The 20406-nt window shown below is 46.6% G+C and carries 17 protein-coding genes and 1 other annotated feature; of the genes, 10 read left to right on the top strand and 7 right to left on the bottom strand.

From position 1 onward, the window contains the following. Positions 1–2: 2 nt before the first annotated feature. Positions 3–1208 carry a multifunctional CCA addition/repair protein gene (locus OH458_RS04175; protein WP_269977359.1) on the bottom strand — a complete coding sequence of 402 codons (1206 nt, stop codon included), beginning with the start codon at positions 1206–1208 and terminating at the stop codon, positions 3–5. Positions 1209–1298: 90 nt separating this feature from the next. Between OH458_RS04175 and OH458_RS04170 the strand changes: the two genes are divergently transcribed. Both OH458_RS04170 and OH458_RS04165 read left to right on the top strand, forming a co-directional pair. Continuing rightward, a complete protein-coding gene (locus OH458_RS04170) occupies positions 1299–2909 on the top strand; it encodes an ExeA family protein (RefSeq protein WP_269977358.1) in 1611 nt (536 codons plus the stop codon). Beyond that, entirely contained in the window at positions 2909–3676 is a 768-nt protein-coding gene (locus OH458_RS04165; RefSeq protein WP_269977357.1) for a general secretion pathway protein GspB, read from the top strand. The genes OH458_RS04170 and OH458_RS04165 overlap by 1 nt, the downstream gene beginning before the upstream one ends. Before the next feature lie 48 nt (positions 3677–3724). Here OH458_RS04165 and OH458_RS04160 read toward each other — a convergent pair whose 3' ends face one another. The 3 genes from OH458_RS04160 to OH458_RS04150 all read right to left on the bottom strand — a co-directional run bounded on the left by OH458_RS04160 (position 3725) and on the right by OH458_RS04150 (position 6563). Further along, positions 3725–4336, bottom strand: coding sequence for a TIGR04211 family SH3 domain-containing protein (locus OH458_RS04160; protein ID WP_005472810.1), 612 nt, complete (start codon positions 4334–4336; stop codon positions 3725–3727). Between the two features lie 155 nt (positions 4337–4491). Then, positions 4492–5751: an inorganic phosphate transporter gene (locus tag OH458_RS04155; RefSeq protein WP_269977356.1), complete on the bottom strand. Its 1260-nt coding sequence runs from the start codon at positions 5749–5751 to the stop codon at positions 4492–4494. A 131-nt stretch (positions 5752–5882) separates the two neighbouring features. Further along, positions 5883–6563, bottom strand: coding sequence for a TIGR00153 family protein (locus OH458_RS04150; RefSeq protein WP_038140729.1), 681 nt, complete (start codon positions 6561–6563; stop codon positions 5883–5885). 204 nt (positions 6564–6767) lie between these two features. On the opposite strand from OH458_RS04150, the gene OH458_RS04145 reads away from it, so the two are divergent. Beyond that, a complete protein-coding gene (locus OH458_RS04145; RefSeq protein WP_269977355.1) occupies positions 6768–8285 on the top strand; it encodes a CYTH and CHAD domain-containing protein in 1518 nt (505 codons plus the stop codon). A 21-nt stretch (positions 8286–8306) separates the two neighbouring features. Here OH458_RS04145 and OH458_RS04140 read toward each other — a convergent pair whose 3' ends face one another. Continuing rightward, positions 8307–9065, bottom strand: coding sequence for a potassium channel family protein (locus OH458_RS04140; protein ID WP_038140724.1), 759 nt, complete (start codon positions 9063–9065; stop codon positions 8307–8309). A 111-nt stretch (positions 9066–9176) separates the two neighbouring features. Between OH458_RS04140 and OH458_RS04135 the strand changes: the two genes are divergently transcribed. The 3 genes from OH458_RS04135 (at position 9177) to hldE (ending at position 14919) form a co-directional block, all read left to right on the top strand. Beyond that, positions 9177–10433, top strand: a complete 1257-nt coding sequence (locus OH458_RS04135) for a methyl-accepting chemotaxis protein (protein WP_269977354.1) — start codon at positions 9177–9179, stop codon at positions 10431–10433. A gap of 109 nt (positions 10434–10542) precedes the next feature. Further along, the gene (gene glnE / locus OH458_RS04130) at positions 10543–13392 is read left to right on the top strand and encodes a bifunctional [glutamate--ammonia ligase]-adenylyl-L-tyrosine phosphorylase/[glutamate--ammonia-ligase] adenylyltransferase (protein WP_269977353.1); all 2850 of its coding nucleotides are present in this window, start codon (positions 10543–10545) and stop codon (positions 13390–13392) included. Between the two features lie 96 nt (positions 13393–13488). Further along, positions 13489–14919 (top strand): bifunctional D-glycero-beta-D-manno-heptose-7-phosphate kinase/D-glycero-beta-D-manno-heptose 1-phosphate adenylyltransferase HldE, encoded by a 1431-nt coding sequence (hldE, locus tag OH458_RS04125; protein ID WP_269977352.1) that lies wholly within the window; start codon positions 13489–13491, stop codon positions 14917–14919. Positions 14920–15019: 100 nt separating this feature from the next. Here hldE and arcA read toward each other — a convergent pair whose 3' ends face one another. Next, entirely contained in the window at positions 15020–15736 is a 717-nt protein-coding gene (gene arcA / locus OH458_RS04120) for a two-component system response regulator ArcA (protein ID WP_005472905.1), read from the bottom strand. 327 nt (positions 15737–16063) lie between these two features. Between arcA and OH458_RS04115 the strand changes: the two genes are divergently transcribed. Together OH458_RS04115 and OH458_RS04110 are read left to right on the top strand one after the other, a co-directional pair. Next, positions 16064–16453, top strand: a complete 390-nt coding sequence (locus OH458_RS04115) for a DUF3293 domain-containing protein (RefSeq protein WP_269977351.1) — start codon at positions 16064–16066, stop codon at positions 16451–16453. Positions 16454–16542: 89 nt separating this feature from the next. Further along, the gene (locus tag OH458_RS04110; protein WP_038140713.1) at positions 16543–17025 is read left to right on the top strand and encodes a putative 4-hydroxy-4-methyl-2-oxoglutarate aldolase; all 483 of its coding nucleotides are present in this window, start codon (positions 16543–16545) and stop codon (positions 17023–17025) included. A gap of 10 nt (positions 17026–17035) precedes the next feature. On the opposite strand, the gene OH458_RS04105 is transcribed toward OH458_RS04110, so the two are convergent. After that, on the bottom strand, positions 17036–17500 hold the full coding sequence (locus OH458_RS04105) for a hypothetical protein (RefSeq protein ID WP_269977350.1): 465 nt from the start codon (positions 17498–17500) through the stop codon (positions 17036–17038). Between the two features lie 271 nt (positions 17501–17771). Between OH458_RS04105 and thrL the strand changes: the two genes are divergently transcribed. Both thrL and thrA read left to right on the top strand, forming a co-directional pair. Next, positions 17772–17849 (top strand): thr operon leader peptide, encoded by a 78-nt coding sequence (gene thrL, locus OH458_RS04100; protein WP_072039122.1) that lies wholly within the window; start codon positions 17772–17774, stop codon positions 17847–17849. Then, positions 17785–17903, top strand: a sequence feature (Thr leader region). (Overlaps the previous gene by 65 nt.) 30 nt (positions 17904–17933) lie before the next feature. Next, the gene (gene thrA, locus OH458_RS04095) at positions 17934–20393 is read left to right on the top strand and encodes a bifunctional aspartate kinase/homoserine dehydrogenase I (RefSeq protein WP_269977349.1); all 2460 of its coding nucleotides are present in this window, start codon (positions 17934–17936) and stop codon (positions 20391–20393) included. Positions 20394–20406 lie beyond the last annotated feature (13 nt).

Genomic DNA, 20406 nt, shown 5'->3' with positions numbered 1-20406 from the left:
CCTTAAGTAATAGCCTCAACTCTACGCTTTTCCATCTCAATGCGGATATCCGCGCCTTTAAAGCCATCTTTGATAATGTCTTGCACATTCACAGTCAAAGCCGCTTTGTAAGCTTGCTCAAAAATCGCCTTCTGAGGATAGTCGATGCTTCCGAAGCCAGTTCGACCGCGGCTGTCTGCCATACAGCAAATTAGGATGTCTTGTAAGCGATCCGGTTTACGCCACACATCGAACTTATTGAGCACCTTGAGCTTAGTCTCAGGGCGAAGCTCGGCTGCGCGATGAATATTGGAGTGTTGCTCACAGACCATCAATGCTAAATCACGATACTCATTGGGTACACGTACACGGTCACAGAGTTTCTTGATTAGCTTTAGACCAGTGTGGCAGTGCATTTTATGGCTTGGCCATTCGGATTCTGGTGTGACTCCTTTTCCTAAGTCATGGACTTGAGCTGCAAAACGCACTGGTAGGGAATCACTCAAAAAGGCTGCTTGCTCGGCAACCATCAAAGTATGAATACCTGTGTCGATCTCAGGGTGCCATTTCTCAGGCTGAGGGACACCGAATAGGGCGTCTATTTCAGGAAGCACAACTTTTAAGGCGTCACAGGTTTTGAGTACTTGAAGGAAAATATGGGGACTTTGGGTTGAAAGGGATTTATGCCATTCCTGCCAAACACGCTCCGGAGTGAGGTGTTCAAGCTCGCCTGATTGGGCAATCTTTCTCATTAATTCAATCGTTTCGTCGGCGACAGTAAAGCCTAAATGCGCCAACTTTGCAGCAAAGCGAGCAACACGGAGGACGCGTAAAGGATCTTCGGTAAAGGCCTCTGAAACGTGGCGTAAAAGGCGATCTTGGAGATCTTGTTGGCCATTGTAAGGATCAATGATCTTACCGCTTGGATCTTGTGCCATCGCGTTAATCGTTAGGTCTCGGCGAAGCAAATCTTCCTCGAGAGTGACATCCTGTGCAAAGTAGCATTCAAATCCCGTATAACCAGCCCCTATTTTTCGCTCAGTACGTGCTAGCGCGTGTTCTTCTTTGGTTTTTGGGTGAAGAAATACGGGGAACTCTTTCCCAACCGCAGTAAAGCCTTGTTCGAGCATCTGTTCTGGTGTCGAGCCGACGACGACCCAATCTCTATCATAAACGTCGATATTCAGCAGTTGATCGCGAACTGCCCCACCTACAAGGTATCTTTGCACTAAAGCCTCTCTCATTTCTTAACATTGCCATTGGCTATTGTTGCCTGCAATGGTACTTTTCTTATCACTAAATTCCCAGAGACGAGAAGCATGTATAAGCAACATTTTGGATTTACGGAACTGCCTTTTTCAATCGTTCCGAATTCTCGTTTTCTTTTCCAAAGCCAACGGCATAAAGAAGCGATCACTCGCTTGAATGCAGGGCTAGGAGAGGGCGGAGGTTTTGCCATGCTGACTGGTGAGGTCGGTACGGGTAAAACGACCGTCGCAAGAGCGATGCTTCGTGCACTAGACGACAATATTCAAGCGGGGTTAATCCTTAACCCGACGTTTTCGAACAGTGAGCTACTTGAAGCGATTTGTGATGAATTTGCTCTGGATTACCCTCAAGACGCCTCCCTAAAACAGCTTAGCCAAACGATTCATCAATTCCTACTTGGTAGTTACGCAAATGGAATACAAACGCTACTGGTGATTGACGAAGCCCAGCATTTATCGGCGGAAGTGCTCGAGCAACTTAGGCTGCTCACTAACCTAGAGACAGAAAGTCAAAAACTGCTTAAGGTGTTATTGATTGGTCAGCCTGAACTGCAACAGAAGCTGCAAATGCCCCAGCTTAGGCAGTTAGCACAACGAATCACTGGTCGCTACCACTTGCTGCCATTGAATGAAAAGGAAACGGCTGAGTATATACGTTTTCGATTAGAGTTTGCTGGTGGTCAGCGTGAACTCTTCACCAGTAAATCGCTTAAGCTGATTGCGAATCAAACGCTTGGTATTCCTCGTTTGATTAACCTCGTTTGTGACTCGGCTTTAAAGCAAGCATACAGTGTCGGCGAATCTGCTCCCTCTTATTCGACGGTGCAGCTCGCGTGCCAAGAGGTGATGAGTTTTCAAACGTCGTTTCATCGCCCAGCGCAACAGGTTCAGAGTAAACCCCGCTACCTTCACTATGCTGCAGCAGCCAGCCTTGGGGTGCTGATAGCTGGTGTAAGTTACTTCTATGTCCCTAAGTTAGCTGACGATGTGATTGCTCAACAGGTTGAACTGCGCTACCCCGCTGTTGAGCCGACAATCGTCTCAAAAACGGTATTTCCTACTGAGCTGGTATCGCAGTTGTTTGGGTCAGATAGCATAGAGCAAGGGATGGCGACGCTGTATCAGGTTTGGGGATACCAAGCGTCGATGTTGGATAAGCTGTGCTTAGCGGACAGTGAAAATGCGTTTCAGTGTCTTAGGTTGAACGGAGATGTGCTGGCTCTGCGTCGCCACAATGCTCCTGTATTGCTCACTCTTAATAAAGATGGGCGCCAGAGTTACGCTGTGCTTCACTCCCTTGATCAAGCGAATGCTCGTTTGTTAGTGGGGGAGCGCAACATCGAGTTACCGCTCACTCAGCTTAAGGCAATCTGGTCGGGAGAGTATCGACAAATCTGGCGTAAGTATTGGGGGGGATCCTTGAAGCCTGGTATGCAAGGAGAGCCTGTGGCGCTGTTAGATCGCCATTTGTCGATGTTGCTTGGAAAACCACGTACAGGAAGTGACCGCTACGACTCTGCCTTGCAAGAAAAAGTGAAGTTGTTTCAACGTTGGCAGGGGTTATCCGTTGATGGTATTGCAGGGAAAAACACCCTGCAGCGTCTAGAAGAAATGGTACGGGAAGGCGTCCCCTCTCTGACCGATAATGAGGAGTCGGCATAATGTCTAACGTACTTAAAGCGCTCGACTTATCGGAGCAAAGTCATCAAGCGACGCAGCAGGGAGGCGTCTATCCAAACTCTTTGAATCTCCCCCAAGAGGTTAAAACTAGCAAATCGGCCATCGTGGCGTTGGTGTGTTTGCCTGCTCTATTGACGGCTGCTTACGGCATTTATGAAAGCTATCAAGACAAAGTTTCGTCAAGGGGCAACGACAACCAACCTCAGGTAATTCAAGTCGATACGCCTTTTGAATATGCTGAGTTGCCCTACCCAGAGTTTACCAACCTTACCCCAACGTATGATGTTCAGGTTGCAGAAGTGATCAACGTCCCCGAGCCAGTACGTGAGATGTCTTCTCCGAGCTTTGATAAGACAGAAGTTACGCCGGGCATCTCTGAGACACTTAAACAAGAAGAATCTTTATTGGGGAATCTCGATTTATCTGAATTATCCCCAGAGCTAGCAATGCGAATTGAAAACGCATTGGGAGACGAGACTGATTTAGAAGCGCCGTCGTCTAGCCAAGTTTCAAATTTGGCGCAACAAGGGGGTAAGTGGCAAGGTCGTTTACCTGCTCTGAATTTCCAAACGCACGTTTATTCAAGTAATAAAACCAAGCGCTGGGTCAAAGTGAATGGAACCGAATATAACCAAGGGGATTGGATCACGGATCGGATTCAATTGGAGCGAATCGAACAGAATAGTTGTCTGATTCGATTTGATGGCGAAAGTATCGAAGTCCCCGCTCTTTACGATTGGCAAGGCTAGCAGAAGATAGAAACGAAAAAGGTCGCGTTAGCGACCTTTTCTTTTTGACTATGCCCAGCCGGATGGGGAGCGTTTTTTACGCGGGATAATATGAGGCAAGATTAAGCCAAACAATAAACCCAAACCAGCTACACCACCGCCATACATAAAGTACTTAAGTAATAAGTCATCTTTCTGAGTATCCAGTTTAGCGCGTAGGCTACGAACTTCTTCTTGTGCTGAAGAGAGTTGTTGGCTCATGTCGGTGTAGCTTTGTTCCAGCTCAGCAATACGACGATTACTGGTTTCTAAAGAATCAACAAGTCCTGCTTTTTCTTGATCAGACGTAGAGCGAGCATTCGCAAGTCTTTCTTTGGTTTCTGCTAGTTCTTTTTCAAGTTTAGGTAGACGCAGTGCCATGCTTTCTTGGCTAGTGACAAACTTGCTTTCAACCCAACCTTTTCTGCCTCGGTCATCTTGGATTTGGCTGTAGCCTGTTGCTCGGTCGGTAGACAAAAGTTTTACTTTATCACCGGCATCGATACTACCAATAATACGGTATTGGTTGCTTGGGCCAGAGTGCATGTAAGTAAAAAGCTTATCCGCAATGTATCGGTCTTGAGCGAGCGCTGCGGGCGCGGCGACGAGAGTGGCTAAAACTAACAGAACCAGTTTTTTCACGATAAATCCTTTAACAGTCTTATTGTCTATTTCTTGCTAACTCGAAATAGTAAGTAGTTTCTTTAGTGACTGCAACAAAGAAGGGAGGCTAAGCCTCCCTTTCTGTGTATTTGAGTCAATAATGACAGTGCGTTAACACATCATTGACGCGTTGGTTAAACGAACATCGCTTGGAGAGCGTAGAAGAACACAACCGCCAATAGTGCGCCAGCAGGTAGAGTCACGATCCAAGATGCAACGATGTTACGTACGACACCTAGGTTCAGTGCTGCAATACCGCGAGCAAAGCCAACACCTAGAACCGCGCCAACCAGAGTTTGAGTGGTTGAGATCGGTAGACCTGTACCTGACGCAAGAACAACAGTACATGCTGTTGCAAGCTGAGCGGCGAAACCGCGGCTTGGTGTCAATTCTGTAATGCCCGTACCAACGGTTGCCATCACTTTGTGGCCAAGCGTCGCAAGACCAACCACGATACCGAAACCGCCTAGAGGAAGAATCCACCATGCAATGGTGCTTTTACCTGTGATTTCACCCATGTGCTCTACCGTTGAAACAACAGCAGACAGTGGACCAATCGCATTAGCAACGTCGTTTGAACCGTGAGCAAATGCCATCGCACACGCGGTGATTACCATTAGAACACTGAAGATACCTTCAACACCGGCAAAACCGTGGTCATCTTCGCGACTTGCGAATTTCTTCTGAATGTAGAAGTAACCGCCAGCCATCACTAGTGCAGAAACGCCCGCAGCCCACATCCAAGCTTCACCGTTTGTTAAGTGAAGACCAACGTGCTTCAGACCTTTCTTAATTGTAACCAGTGCGATTACCATGGTCGTGATGAACATGTACACAGGGACAAAGCGCTTTGCGTTAAACAGTGGCTTTTCAGTATCAAAGATCAGGCGCTGTGCGCTGACGAAGATAACGTACGCGAAGAAGCCAGAGATAACTGGGGTAATGATCCAGCTACCAACAATGCCTTGAACTGAGCCCCAGTCAACGGCTTCCGTACCCACAGATACACACGCAAAACCGATGATTGCACCGATGATTGAGTGAGTGGTAGACACTGGCCAGCCCATGTATGACGCTAGCAATAGCCATGTACCTGCCGCTAGTAGCGCAGACATCATGCCGTAGACAAGAACATCTGGTTGAGATGCGAAGAGTGACGTTTCGATTACGCCTTTACGGATAGTGTCGGTTACTTCACCGCCTGCAAGGTATGCACCCGCAAATTCAAAGATCATTGCGATAATGATCGCTTGTTTCACGGTTAGCGCTTTTGAACCTACTGATGTACCCATCGCATTGGCAACATCGTTTGCGCCAATACCAATCGCCATCAGAAAACCGAAAGCTGCTGCAATAATAATCAGGACAGTGCCGTAGTTCGCAAGGATATCCATCGTAATACCTAGTTGTTGATAACAAGCGGAGCAAATTAGGCACGAAAAAGCCCCTTCGGCGCGTCAGTATTTATCGCCTAACTAAGGGGAGTGCTATTAAGATGCTCTTCGTTATTTAGTTAACGTATGATTTATGAGCGAGACAACATTAGCTCAAGACGCGCACCAACACGTTGCGCCTGATCAGCTATGCCACCTACCCATTCTAAAATTTTATAAAGGAACATCACATCGATAGGATTCATATCCTGCTCAATCTCCATCAATTGTTGACGAAGTTGGATCTGCATCGCATCGGTGTCATCTTCGATTACATCTAGTTGGTGGATCATTTCAGCCACAAGTGTTACTTCGCGACCTTTGAATCCAGTTTCTAATAACTCATCGAGCTCATTGATGACTTTTTGCGCTTGATTTGCTGCATCGAGACAACGTTTCACATACGCAAGGAAGTTTTCTTGAAGTGGCCCAGGAATAGTCAATTGACGACCGTAAACTCGGCCAGCAATGTCTTTCGCTAGGTTTGCCAGTTTGTCTTGCTGTGTAAGTAGCTCCAGCATATCGCTACGGTCAACAGGCATAAACAAACCGCGAGGAAGTTTAAGGCGAATTTCGCGCTTGAGCACGTCGGCTTCTTTCTCTAGATGAGAGATCTGAGCGCGAATTTCTGATGCTTTCTCCCAGTCACCCTTTGAACTTACTTCAAAGAAGTTAACTAGGTGAGAACAACATTCGTTCACACAGACGACGTGGCGTTGCAAAGGTTTAATCGGGGACTTTGCAAATAACCCCATAATTGTATTTACTGGCATGGTCATTCAACCTAATTAATATAACCTAAAAATAACATACACCCTTTACGGCGAAATGTTGAGCGATGGCTATAAAGGCGCGCATGGTAACGCATTAAATCACTCATTAAAACTGTTTTAGATCATCATTCCTGCGATATTTCTTTCTTGCCGAGTAAGAAAATTGGCAATATCCTGTCTCTATCTGCTTTGAAAGGTATAACTATGGAAACCGAGATAGAACTGAAGTTTTTTGTTTCTCCTGATTTTTCAGAGACTTTGCGTCAAAAAATATCTGAAACTAAAGTGCTTCAGCACAGCTGTCGAGAACTTGGCAATACTTACTTTGACACGCCGGATAACTGGTTACGTCGCCATGATATCGGTATGCGAATTCGTCGTTTTGATGATGTATTCGTGCAAACGGTCAAGACGGCAGGGAGAGTCGTCGCAGGTCTTCATCAAAGACCTGAATACAACGCTGAGCACACCAGTAACGAGCCCGATTTAACGTTACATCCTGACGACATCTGGCCTGCAGGCAAAGATGTCTCCGTACTTCAATCTGAATTGATGCCTCTTTTTTCTACTAACTTCACGCGTGAGCAGTGGCTGATTGGTATGTCTGATGGCAGCCAAGTGGAAGTTGCTTTTGACCAAGGAAAAGTAGAAGCCAATGGTGAAGAAGACCCAATTTGTGAAGTAGAGCTTGAGCTGAAATCGGGTCAAACCGATGCGCTGTTTACTCTGGCGCGCAACTTCTGCGAACACGGTGGTATGCGCTTAGGTAACTTAAGCAAAGCGGCCAAAGGCTATCGCCTTGCCACAGGCTATACCGGTGACGATGTTAAGCCGCTTACGCTAGTGCTCACCGACAAACGAGATAGTGTGGAAGCGTGCTTCATTAATTCGTTAGAACATGCGCTGTCCCATTGGCATTACCACGAGCAAATTTACTCAGAGCGTGAGTCCATAGAAGCGCTGCATGAGATAAAAAACGCCATCAGCTTTATTCGCCAAGTATTAACGGTTTACGGCGGTGTGGTTCCGCGCCGTGCCAGCGCAATATTAAGGCAAGAGCTGAAATGGTTAGAGCAGAGCCTAGAGTGGCTCAACGACTATGATTACCTAGACGATCTGCTCGACGACAAAGGCCATGCGCTGCGAAAACTTGATGCACGCAAGTTCCTTGTCGCGGAACTAAAGCTCATTCAAGAACAGTTACCAACCAGAGAAGAGCTACTGGAGTTACTCAACAGTGCCCGTTATACCGGTTTGCTGCTTGACTTGAGTCGTTGGATCTTAACGCGTGGTTGGCAACCCTTCTTGGATGATAAAGCACGCGACAAAATGGCGCGTAACATTGAGCACTTTTCCGTTCAGCAGTTGGATCGCACTTGGGCGGAGCTGATGGAAGCTTTTCCTCCCGAACGAAGCCTATCGAGTCAAGACTACATTGATCAGCAATACCGCTTAATGCGCAATTTGTATACAGGCGTGAGTTTTGCGAGCTTGTTTGATACCGAAGAGCGCAATAGCTTCCGTATGCCTTGGAGTGATTTGCTGCACGGCATCGACGATTTACTCAAGTTGCGTACATTGCAAAAGCTTGTTGAGTCTTTAGAGGGGGATGAGCAGGAGCAACTAGCGCGCTGGGTTGCCCGTCAAGAAAGTTCCATCTTGCATGCAATGGAGCAAACTCGAGTCATCTGTATAGAGACCGAGCCCTATTGGCAAGAGTAACTAGCAACATCAACGGGAGCATTACGGCTCCCGTTTGTTTTGCTGCTCAAGGTTGTCTAAGCGGCGAAGAATCTCATTTTGTTTTTCGACAAGCTCTATTAATAGCTTCTCTTTATTTTCTGAACGCGTGGTCTGAACCTTGGAAGGAGAGGTTATCATTGAGGTGACCAGTCCAGAAATCATACCAAATAAGCCTACGCCACAAATGATCAATCCCGCTGCAAGAATTCTTCCCCCATCCGTAACCGGGTAGTGATCACCGTAACCCACTGTGGAGATAGTAACGAGCGCCCACCACATGGCATCGCCACCATCTTTAATATTGGCGCTGGGCGAATGCCCCTCAATAAACAGCATCATGCTTGAGCCAGCGGTCAGCAAAATGACCATTAAGAGTAGAATCGAGGCTAAAGTCGTTTCATGTTTATTACGTAGTAGTTGGCGGATGACGTTTCGGCTTGAACGAATCACCAGGACGACACGCAAGATAGAAAACAACCTCGCGTAACGCAGTGGTTCAATCATCGGTAGGCTGGCTAGAAAATCGATCCAGTGACGTTTCATAAATTGCAGCTTATTTGTAGAGCGGATCAAATCTACACTCAATTGAAGCATAAAAATGCTACAGATAAGAAAGTCTAAGCCGATAAGAACTTGTCTAGTTTCTGGCCGCAAAGGAAAAAAGAGTAAGCCAGAGATCACAAATAGCGCCATAAATGACAAGATTAGTGACAGCAAGCTCATCGGTTTTGTATCACTTTTGATAATATCTTTATTCATACGAGGCTCGAAATAAATATTTTGGCGTAACCAGAGAAGAGGTGTTGCTCTGTAAGCCACTCTATTACAACGCGCTAAAAATACAAAATTTGACTTAATGGAGAAGCGACGATGACCAAAATGGCATTTAAACCATGGGAGCGGGTGATTACTGATGTCCGCCTAGTTCCTAAAATGGTCATGCTGATGGTGTTTAGTACCTTACTGATCATTGGTAAACAGCTGTGGGATGCAAGCACCTTTTACGATTCACTTCTTGCTGCAACTCAAAGCACAGCGATTGCCCAAGAGCATTATGACGCTTATCTCGTTCAGGTAGCGTGGCAAACCTGTTTACTCATTGTGGTCTTTGTCGCATTGCTGCTTTTTGCTGCGCGCGTGATGTTGCGTCAGACGCAGTACTTGAGTGACTCAATCAAAATCATGGCAAATAAAGACTTATCGGTTCCTATTGAAATGGAATGTAAAGATGAGTACGGCGATGTAGCGCGTGAGCTAGAAAAAACACGTCGTCAGCTGCAAGAGATGATTGCGCTGCAAGTGAGTGCTTCGCAAGAATTGTCTGGTTTGACGGAAGTGATGACCATCAGTATGTCTGAGACCAAAGAGTCGGCTCAAGAAGAGTTTAACGAAATTGATCAACTGGCAACGGCGATGAGTGAAATGACTTCGACGGTTCAAACTGTCGCGGGTCACGCGCAAAGTGCATCTTCTTTAACAGAAAACGCTTCGAGCCAAGCTGAAACGGGTCAACGATTTGTGCAAGATACCGTGCTTAAGATCAGTGAACTTTCAAAAGACATCTCTGCTTCGGCGCAAGCGGTGAATGATGTGGAAGACAGCGTAGGCTCAATTGGTAGTGTTGTTGGAACCATTCAAGGTATTTCTGAGCAGACGAACCTACTGGCACTGAACGCAGCGATTGAAGCGGCTCGTGCTGGTGAAGCAGGGCGCGGTTTTGCCGTGGTGGCAGATGAAGTTCGCAACCTTGCTCAACGCACTCAACAAGCAACCGTCGAGATTCAAGAGATGATCTCTCAACTTCAATCGAGCGCAAATTCCGCAGTAGAGCTGATGGAAAAGAGCGTCGTTGAAGCGGCTGAAGGGGTTGAGCTTGTTACCAACGCAGGAAGTGAATTGGATGGAATTGTTGGTCAGGTAAATCAAATCAACGATATGAACTTCCAGATTGCTACCGCTGCTGGTCAACAAAGCAGTGTTGCGGAAGAGATGAATCAGAACCTGACCAATGTTCGTGAGCTTGTTGAAGCCTCGGTTACCGTGGTTTCGGAGCTACTCGAAACCTCTGAGATAATGCAGCAAAATGCCGATGAGCTAGACAAGAAAATCACGTCATTTAAGGTTTAGCTTCTCAAGTTAAATGCAATAAACGCCCACTGGCTACTAGTGGGCGTTTTTTATTGGTATAAAGAGAGAGTTACCACACCCCACGGCTATTTCTAGACAAGGAAGAATCATGCAGCTGCCAGAAAGCCTCACTCAATTTTCCCAACCTGTTATCCAAGCAATGAACGAATCGCAAGCCTTGAACCATTGGTCAGAGTCACAGCTCTCTCAATTGCAATATGTGGCGGGTTTGAGTCAGTTTGTTGGCGAAGCGCTGTCAACGGATGAGCTACTGCAGCAGCAGTTGCCTGACATGTTAAGCCATGATTCGCGCCATGAGCAGTATCGAGAAAGGCTATCTGCTTTGCTGAGTGAGTGCCATGATGAGATGCAGGGGCATCGAGTGCTAAGGCAGTTTCGCAACCGTGAAATGGTCTACATTGCTTGGCGTGACTTTACGGCATCTTGGGCATTAGAAGAGAGCTTAGAGCACCTCTCCCAATTGGCTGAAGCGATGATTTTTGAAACCTACCAATGGCAGTATCAACAGTGTTGCGATCTGTGGGGGACGCCGACCAATGAACTCGGTGAAGCGCAGCCAATGTTGATCATTGGCATGGGCAAACTGGGTGGTGGGGAGCTGAACTTCTCGTCCGATATTGATTTGATTTTTACCTACCCTGAAAACGGCGAAACCCAAGGTGCTCGACGCAGTATTGCCAACGCACAGTTTTTTACTCGTCTCGGTCAACGCATTATCAAAGCCCTCGATCAGCAAACCTTTGATGGCTTCTGCTATCGCGTCGATATGCGTTTGCGCCCATTTGGAGACAGTGGACCGCTCGTGATGAGCTATGCGGCTCTTGAAGACTACTATCAAGAACAAGGTCGAGACTGGGAACGCTACGCGATGATCAAAGCGCGCGTCATGGGGCGTGAAATGTACCCAGAGTATCAAGAGCTCCGTCAGATGCTACGCCCGTTTGTCTTTCGTCGTTACATTGACTTCAGTGCGATTCAATCACTGCGTCGCATGAAATCGATGATCAGCAGCGAAGTGCGCCGTCGCGGGTTAAGCAACAACATAAAATTGGGCGCTGGTGGTATTCGTGAAATCGAATTTATAGCTCAAGTCTTTCAATTGATTCGCGGTGGCCGAGAGCCAAGTTTGCGTCAGCGAGGGCTACTCAATACCCTTGATGCAATAGAAGAGCTCGAACAGCTAACTGCAGCGGAAACTCAGCAACTGCGCAATGCCTATAAATTTTTGCGTCGCCTAGAGAACTTGCTACAAGCAATGGCCGACAAACAAACCCAAACCTTACCTGAAACCGATACAGAGCAACTGCAGTTAGCGATCGCGATGGGCTACAGCGATTGGCTAAGCCTTCGTCAAGATATCACTCAACACATGCAAAACGTGCACTCGGTCTTTGCAGATTTAATTGGGGATGATGAAGAAGAGCAACAAGACATCGCCAAACACTTTGTCGAGTTGTGGGACATGGCTGCGAAGAAAGATGTCATTGAGCATATTTTGGAACATGACATTCAAGCGCAAGAGCCTGCTCAAATGGCCACAACCATTATTCAGTTCAAGCAAGACTTGGCCAAGAAAACGTTGGGGCCACGCGGTCGAGAAGTGTTGAATCATCTGATGCCAAAAATCTTCTCAGCTATCTACTCGCACAAAGATGCTCAGTTTGGTTTGCCACGTGTTCTCCACCTTTTGCATCGCATTGTCACTCGCACAACGTATTTAGAACTACTTGATGAGCACAGCGCAGCGCTGACTCAGTTAGTGAGGCTGTGTACTGCAAGTCCTATGATTTCGGAGCAACTGGGGCGTTATCCGATCCTGCTTGATGAGCTGATCGACCCTCAGCAGTTATACAATCCGATTCCATTGGAGAGCTACAGAACTGAACTGCGGGATTTTTTAGCTCGCATCCCAGAAGACGATATGGAGCAGCAAATGGAAGCGCTCCGTCAATTTAAACAGATATGTATTTTGCGAATTGCGGCAGCGGATATCGCTGGTGTGCTTCCAGTCATGAAAGTGAGTGACCACTTAACTTATTTGGCAGAAGCGATTGTTGAGTCAGTGGTCGGGCAAGCTTGGCTGCAAATTGCAGAAAAGTATGGCGAGCCAACCCACTTAAAAGACCGAGATGGCAAAGGTTTTGCGGTGATTGGTTATGGCAAAGTCGGAGGCTGGGAGCTCGGTTATAACTCAGACCTTGATATCGTCTTTATGCATGATTGTCCGGTGCATGCGTATACCGACGGCAAGAAAGAAATCGACGGCCGTCAGTTCTACTTACGCTTGGCTCAACGCATCATTCACATATTCTCGACACGAACAGCGTCGGGCATCTTGTACGAAGTGGACACTCGCTTACGTCCTTCGGGAGCGTCGGGTTTGTTAGTAAGCCCTACAGAAGCATTCGATGAATATCAGCACAATGAGGCGTGGACATGGGAACATCAGGCTTTGGTTCGTGCTCGCATGATTTACGGCGATGAACCATTACAACAAGCCTTTGCCAAGACGCGCCACGCGGTGCTGACGTTGCCTCGTGAGGAAGCCAAACTCAAGCAAGAGGTGGCAGACATGCGAGTGAAAATGCGTGACCATTTAGGCGGTAAGAAAACAGGACGCTTTATGCTGAAGCAAGATCCTGGCGGTATTACCGATGTCGAGTTTCTCGCGCAATATTTGGTTTTGCGCTTTAGCCATGACAAACCCAAGTTAACGCGCTGGAGTGACAATGTGCGAATCTTCGAAACCATGATGTCGCAAGGCGTTCTAGAAGAAGAGCAGGCGATGGCACTCACTCACGCTTACACAACAATGAGAGACCAGATCCATCACAGAAATTTGCTCAATCTCGATGCGGATGTGGCAGAAGACAAACTCGTGCCTGAGCGAGAGTGCGTCCAAAAAATTTGGCACGCTTGGTTTGATACTAACGATTAAACCAAGCCTCCTCACTTTAGGTGCTTACTGCTGAGGGTTTAGGGCGTTCAACGGCTGTGCTAAACTCTCGCCAGAATTATATTTTGGAGATCGACGATGAAACCAATCCTACCTAACTACAAGGATGCGGGTGTCTTAATCATTGGTGATGTGATGTTGGATCGCTACTGGTACGGCCCAACTGGGCGCATTTCACCAGAAGCGCCAGTTCCGGTAGTAAAAGTAGAAAACAATGAAGAGCGTCCTGGTGGGGCGGCTAACGTTGCGATGAACATCGCTTCGCTGGGTGGACACGCTCATATTGTTGGTTTAACAGGGATTGATGAACCTGCGAAAGTGCTCAATGAGACCTTATCTGCACTTAATGTAACCTGTGACTTTGTTGGTCTACCCGATTACCCAACGATTACGAAACTGCGTGTGATGAGCCGCGGACAACAGTTGATTCGCTTAGACTTCGAAGACAAGTTTGAAAACGTCGATTCTGAGCTGATTCTAAGCCGCATGGAGCAGGCGTTACCTAAAGTGAAGTCGGTGGTGTTATCCGATTACGCTAAGGGCGCTTTAGAGCACGTTCAGAAATTTATTCAAAAAGCACGTGCAGCGAACGTCCCTGTTTTTATCGATCCGAAAGGGGCGGACTTTGAACGTTACCGTGGAGCTACGCTACTGACGCCAAATATGGCGGAGTTTGAGCTTGTGGTTGGTAAAGTAAAGTCTACCCAAGAGTTGGTTGAAAAAGGGCTTCAGCTGATTGAAGAGTTCGATTTTGATGCACTGCTTGTGACGCGAAGCGAACATGGTATGACGCTGCTTCGTCGTAGCCAAGAGCCATTCCATTTACCAACTCAAGCCAAAGAGGTATACGACGTAACGGGTGCCGGCGACACGGTTATTTCAGTGCTGGCTGCGTCAGTGGCATCTGGCAAACCTCTTGATGAAGCGTGTGCCTTAGCAAATGCAGCGGCCGGTGTTGTGGTTGGTAAACTGGGTACGTCAACAGTATCGACCATCGAGTTGGCGGAAGCGGTTCATGGTAGCCAAGACACCGACTATGGCGTGATTGGTGAGCAAGCGTTGATTGAAGCGGTGAAAAATGCCCAAACCAAAGGCGAAAAGGTAGTCATGACCAACGGCTGTTTCGATATCCTTCACGCTGGACACGTTTCGTATTTAAACCACGCCGCTGAACTGGGTGATCGCTTAATTGTGGCGGTTAACACCGATGAGTCAGTGAAGCGTTTAAAAGGCCCTGGTCGCCCTGTTAACCCTACCGATCGTCGAATGGCGGTTCTTGCTGGTTTGGGAGCGGTTGATTGGGTGGTTCCATTTGGTGAAGACACACCGCAGCGACTTATTTCTGAGGTTCTGCCTGATATGTTGGTAAAAGGTGGAGATTACAAGCCGGAAGAGATCGCGGGTGGCAAAGAAGTGATTGCTAACGGTGGAGAAGTCAAAGTGCTCAACTTTGAAGATGGCTGCTCGACCACGGAAATTATCGATGCCATCAAAGGCGGCCGAGGCTAATCGACAAAGCCATAAAAAAACGCTCACCTTGGTGAGCGTTTTTTGTTTTTGCTAAGAAAAATGGAGCCATGAGGCTCCATTTTGTATTTTCGAGAGTTGACTACTCTTCAAGATCACCACAGAAGCGGTAGCCTTCACCATGAATCGTAGCAATGATTTCTGGCGTACCAGAGACTGATTCAAAGTGTTTACGAATACGACGAATCGTTACGTCGACAGTACGATCATGTGGCTTAAGCTCGCGACCTGTCATTTTCTTCAGCAGGTCAGCACGTGTCTGAATCTTGCCTGGGTTTTCACAGAAGTGAAGTAGAGCTCGGAACTCAGAGCGAGGCAGCTTGTAGCCATCACCGCTTGGGCTAACCAAAGAGCGGCTGTTGATATCCAACACCCAACCGTTGAACACGTACTTCTCTACGCTGCGTTTTTCTTCCGTTACAGCGCTCGCGTTCATTGAGCGATTCAATAGGTTACGAGCACGAATAGTCAGCTCACGTGGGTTGAACGGCTTAGTGATGTAATCATCTGCACCGATCTCTAGACCAAGGATCTTGTCCACTTCATTGTCACGGCCAGTTAAGAACATTAGTGCTACATTGGCTTGCTCGCGCAACTCGCGTGCTAGCAGTAGACCGTTCTTACCTGGAAGGTTGATGTCCATAATAACTAGGTTAACTTGGTTATCAGACAGCACCTGGTGCATCTCTTCACCGTCACTGGCCTCAAAAACAGCGTATCCCTCTGCTTCAAAAATACTCTTAAGAGTGTTACGAGTTACTTGCTCATCTTCGACAATAAGAATGTGCGGGGTTTGCATTGGCGGTACCTAAACTTGTGAAAAAAATGTGCTAATGGAATAAATTTTAGGCAAAAACATAACATACAGGAAATGTGATGTTGATAATAAACCAAAGATTGTAAAAATACACTTTCTTTGATTGCCCGCCATCCTTGGGTTTCGCTCAATTACCTTGTGAGGCTCCAGTTCCTCACTGATTCCATTAGTCGTTGAGGCGGATTTTATAATGTTAACAGCATGCTAACAACGTAGAAGTGTTAATTCCAATCACTTTGTTGATTTATATCAAGAGTTAGAATGTAACAAATATTAATAGTATCAGGTAAATGTAAAACGGCTGATTATATGATGATAGATGCGCAACTTTGGGCGGCATATTGTGAGCCTTACTTTCAGTTCAGTGATGAAATGACGAGCGATTTTTTTGCTGTCATCACGGCATGGAACCCAGCTAGTCAGCGGGTGTCAAATGAGGAAAACCTAAGAAATAATCAACGGTTAGCTCTTGAAATAAGCCATACTAACTATGTTGACGTATTGGTTGGAGATGAAGCATTTACATGGAAAGAAGCCAGTTTTGCCGTTGCTATTGAGCGAGAGTTAGCAATCGAGTTAGGGCGCAAGTTTGGCCAAAATGCAATTTATTATGTTGAAAATAATCAACTTTATCTGCTCTCTTGTTTGCCTGATGAGACAAGTCTCAGAATCAAAGGGTGGCAGTCTCGCATAAGGTAAAAGGGCTTAAGAATAGGATTCACTCAGTCTGCTTTGACCGTTAGCACGGTTTGGTTTAAGAGCAGGCGGAAAAATCTCATGGAGGAAAAATGAAAGATATAACACCGGATATTTGTGATAAGCATGAAGACAAAGTCACGCTAGTGGAACTTCCATTGCACAACTTTGGCGCCAAAAGCGCTTTCTGGGGCGAGATAGTGACCGTTAGGTGCTATCACGACAACTCAATGGTGAGAGATACATTAAGCCAAGATGGCAGAGGCAAGGTTTTATTTGTTGATGGTCATGGCTCATGTCAAAAAGCGCTGCTGGGCGATCAGTTGGCGATTCTTGCTATTGATAATCATTGGGAAGGCGTGATTATTAACGGTGCCATTCGCGATGCGGGCGCAATTGCTGAAATGCAAATTGGTGTGAAAGCCCTAGGAACTTGTCCATTTAAGACGGAAAAGCGCGGAGTGGGTGATGTCAATGTCACGCTGACGATTCATAATCAGATGATCCAGCCTGGGGACTTCGTTTACGCGGATTGGAATGGAGTGTTGATGTCGAGTGAAAAGTTGGAATGGTAAACGCGAACGTTTAAAACCGAAATCCTAACCCGAATTCGACTTCTTGTTGCCACTCTTGATAGTCAAGGGTGGCGTGCAAGTCTAAATTCTCGGTGAGTCTTACTCGGCTCGATACCTCTGCAGAAATGGCAGATTCGCGCTTATCGTTACCGAGACTTTCATTTGTGTAAGAATGTAAGGTACTGGCTACCGATACACGAGGGGTCACCTGATAGCTGACTCCACTGAGAAAGCCCGTTTCGTTGATTCTGTCGCCATTGTTCAGGCGTGCACCCACATATAAGTCAATTTTGTCGAATACGTTATAGGAATAACCACCATCGACCTTCCATGTATCAAAGTCTTGCTGGTCGTTAACGCTGGAAATAAAAAGCTTATGAGGTGATGTGTTTTGTTGGGATGGTAGGGGAGGTAACTCTGCCGCACCAAGAGAACCAGCAATTAACATCGCTGCCAAGCATAGCGTTTTCATCATGCGCTGCCTCTCCTTGGTTACTTTCTCCACTGCAAACCTAATTAAAGCATAAAACTATTGGACTAGGTGCATTTTTTATATAGCCATTAGTTATTAGCTTATATGCCTGCGGTCTCATTAAAAGTGTCAATGAATGCCTGCGAGATGTTGCAAAATATTGTGTGAATTGCTTATTGAGAAAACAAAAAATAAAAACTTTTCGTTGACTCGTGTAGAGCAAATAGGTTAAACGTATGGGTAAGCAAACACATAAACGCAACAAAAATTAATTATGCAAAATCACAGCCTAGTAGTAATGACAACAACCATTATTATTACCGACATCACACATGTTGGGGCAGGCTGCTAAGCGAAAGAAATTCAAAAAAAGGCCTGTATCCAACAAGATACAGGCCTTTTTTTTATGCCAATTTGAAATCATTTGGAGGAAGGGATGCGAGTTTTAAAGTTTGGAGGTTCATCATTAGCTGATGCAGACCGCTTTTTAAGAGCGGCGGATATCATCGCTAATAATGCACAGCAAGAAGAAGTGGCCGTCGTACTATCAGCACCGGGTAAAACAACCAATAAGCTGGTGGCTGTGATCGAAGGCGCTTTGAAAAATGGTGAAGCGGAGCTGCAAATCGCAGAGTTGGAAGATTCGTTCCGAGACCTTTTTCAAGATATCAAACAGGTGCTACCAAACATTGATGGCAGTGGCTATGACAGCCAAGTAAAAACCTCATTAACTCAGCTACGTCAGTTTGTTCACGGCATCAACTTGTTAGGCATGTGTCCTGATAACGTCAATGCTCGCATTATCAGCAAAGGTGAGCGAGTTTCGATTCAATTAATGAAAGCGGTGCTGGAAGCAAAAGGACAACCTGCTAGCTTAATCGATCCGGTTGAGTATCTCTTTGCTAGAGGTGAGCATCTAGAAGCGATGGTTGATGTCGATATTTCAACGCAAAACTTCCGTCAGAAGCCACTACCTCAAGGTCATGTCAACATTATGCCTGGCTTCACCGCTGGAAATGAAAAAGGTGAGCTGGTGACACTAGGTCGCAATGGTTCCGACTACTCAGCAGCGGTGCTTGCCGCTTGTCTGCGCGCGGATTGTTGTGAAATCTGGACGGACGTGGATGGTGTCTACAACTGTGACCCGCGTTTGGTTGATGATGCTCGTCTACTCAAATCATTGAGCTACCAAGAAGCGATGGAGCTTTCTTACTTTGGCGCTTCAGTGCTTCATCCAAAAACCATTGCCCCTATTGCTCAATTCCATATTCCATGCCTGATCAAAAACAGCTTTAACCCACAAGGTGCAGGGACTTTAATCGGTCAAGATACTGGTGAAGACAACCTAGCGATCAAAGGGATCACTACACTTAGCGATCTAACCATGGTTAACGTATCGGGCCCTGGCATGAAGGGTATGGTAGGCATGGCAAGCCGCGTGTTTGGGGCGATGTCAGCTGCGGGTGCTTCGATTGTTTTGATTACTCAGTCTTCTTCAGAATACAGCATCAGCTTCTGTATTGAAGCGCAAGATAAAGCCCTTGCAGAGAAAGCATTGAGCGAGACGTTTGAGTTAGAGCTAAAAGATGGTCTGCTTGAGCCTGTTGAATTTATTGATGATGTGGCGATTGTGACACTGGTTGGCGATGGTATGCGTACTTCTCGCGGTGTTGCTTCTCAGTTCTTCTCATCTCTTGCAGAAGTGAACGTTAATATCGTAGCAATCGCGCAAGGCTCTTCTGAACGCGCCATTTCAGCCGTGATTCCAGAAGACAAGATCTCTGAAGCAATCAAAGCGTGTCACGAAAACCTGTTTAATTCGAAACACTTCTTGGATGTCTTCGTTGTCGGCGTCGGTGGCGTTGGTGGTGAACTGGTTGACCAAATTCAACGTCAACAAGCGAAACTGGCAGAAAAAGGCATTGTGCTACGCGTATGTGGTTTAGCAAACAGTAAAGGCTTACTGCTAGATAGTGAAGGCTTACCGTTGGATCACTGGCGTGATCGTATGAAGGATGCGTCGGAAGAATTTACTCTTGCGCGCTTGATCTCACTGGTTCAGCGTAACCATATCATTAACCCTGTTCTTGTTGACTGTACCTCGAGTGAAGCGATCGCAAATCAGTATGCTGACTTCTTAGCGGCAGGTTTCCACGTGGTTACACCAAACAAAAAAGCCAACACGTCAAGCATGGCTTACTACCACCAATTGCGTGATGTTGCGCGTAGCTCACGCCGTAAACTGATGTATGAAACAACGGTAGGTGCGGGTCTTCCGGTTATCGAAAACTTGCAAAACCTTATCTCTGCGGGTGATGAACTGGAGCGATTTACGGGGATTCTATCTGGTTCACTTTCCTACATCTTCGGTAAACTCGATGAGGGAATGACGCTCAGCCAAGCAACGAATATTGCCAAAGACAACGGCTTTACCGAGCCAGACCCTCGTGATGATCTTTCTGGTATGGATGTGGCTCGTAAGCTGCTGATCCTTGCTCGTGAAGCTGGTATGAACTTAGAGCTTGAAGACGTGATCGTTGACCAAGCTCTACCACCAGGTTTTGATGATTCGGGCAGTGTGGAAGAATTTATGGCTCGACTCCCTGAAGCGGATGCGTACTTCAAAGAGCAATCAGCGAAAGCGGCCGAAGAAGGCAAGGTGCTTCGCTATGTCGGTGAGATCGAAGAGGGCAAATGCCGCGTGAGCATTGCTGCGGTTGATGAAAACGACCCAATGTTCAAAATCAAAGATGGTGAAAACGCATTAGCCTTCTACAGCCGCTACTACCAACCAATTCCGCTAGTATTGCGTGGTTACGGTGCTGGTACAGAAGTTACCGCAGCAGGTGTCTTCTCAGATGTGATGCGTACGTTAGGATGGAAGCTAGGGGTTTAATCAATGAGTAGTG

The sequence above is a fragment of the Vibrio sp. MarTm2 genome, from assembly GCF_027587055.1.
Taxonomy (GTDB): domain Bacteria; phylum Pseudomonadota; class Gammaproteobacteria; order Enterobacterales; family Vibrionaceae; genus Vibrio; species Vibrio sinaloensis_D.
Note: the sequence above shows the minus strand (reverse complement) of the source record. Positions and strands in the feature narration are given on the sequence as shown.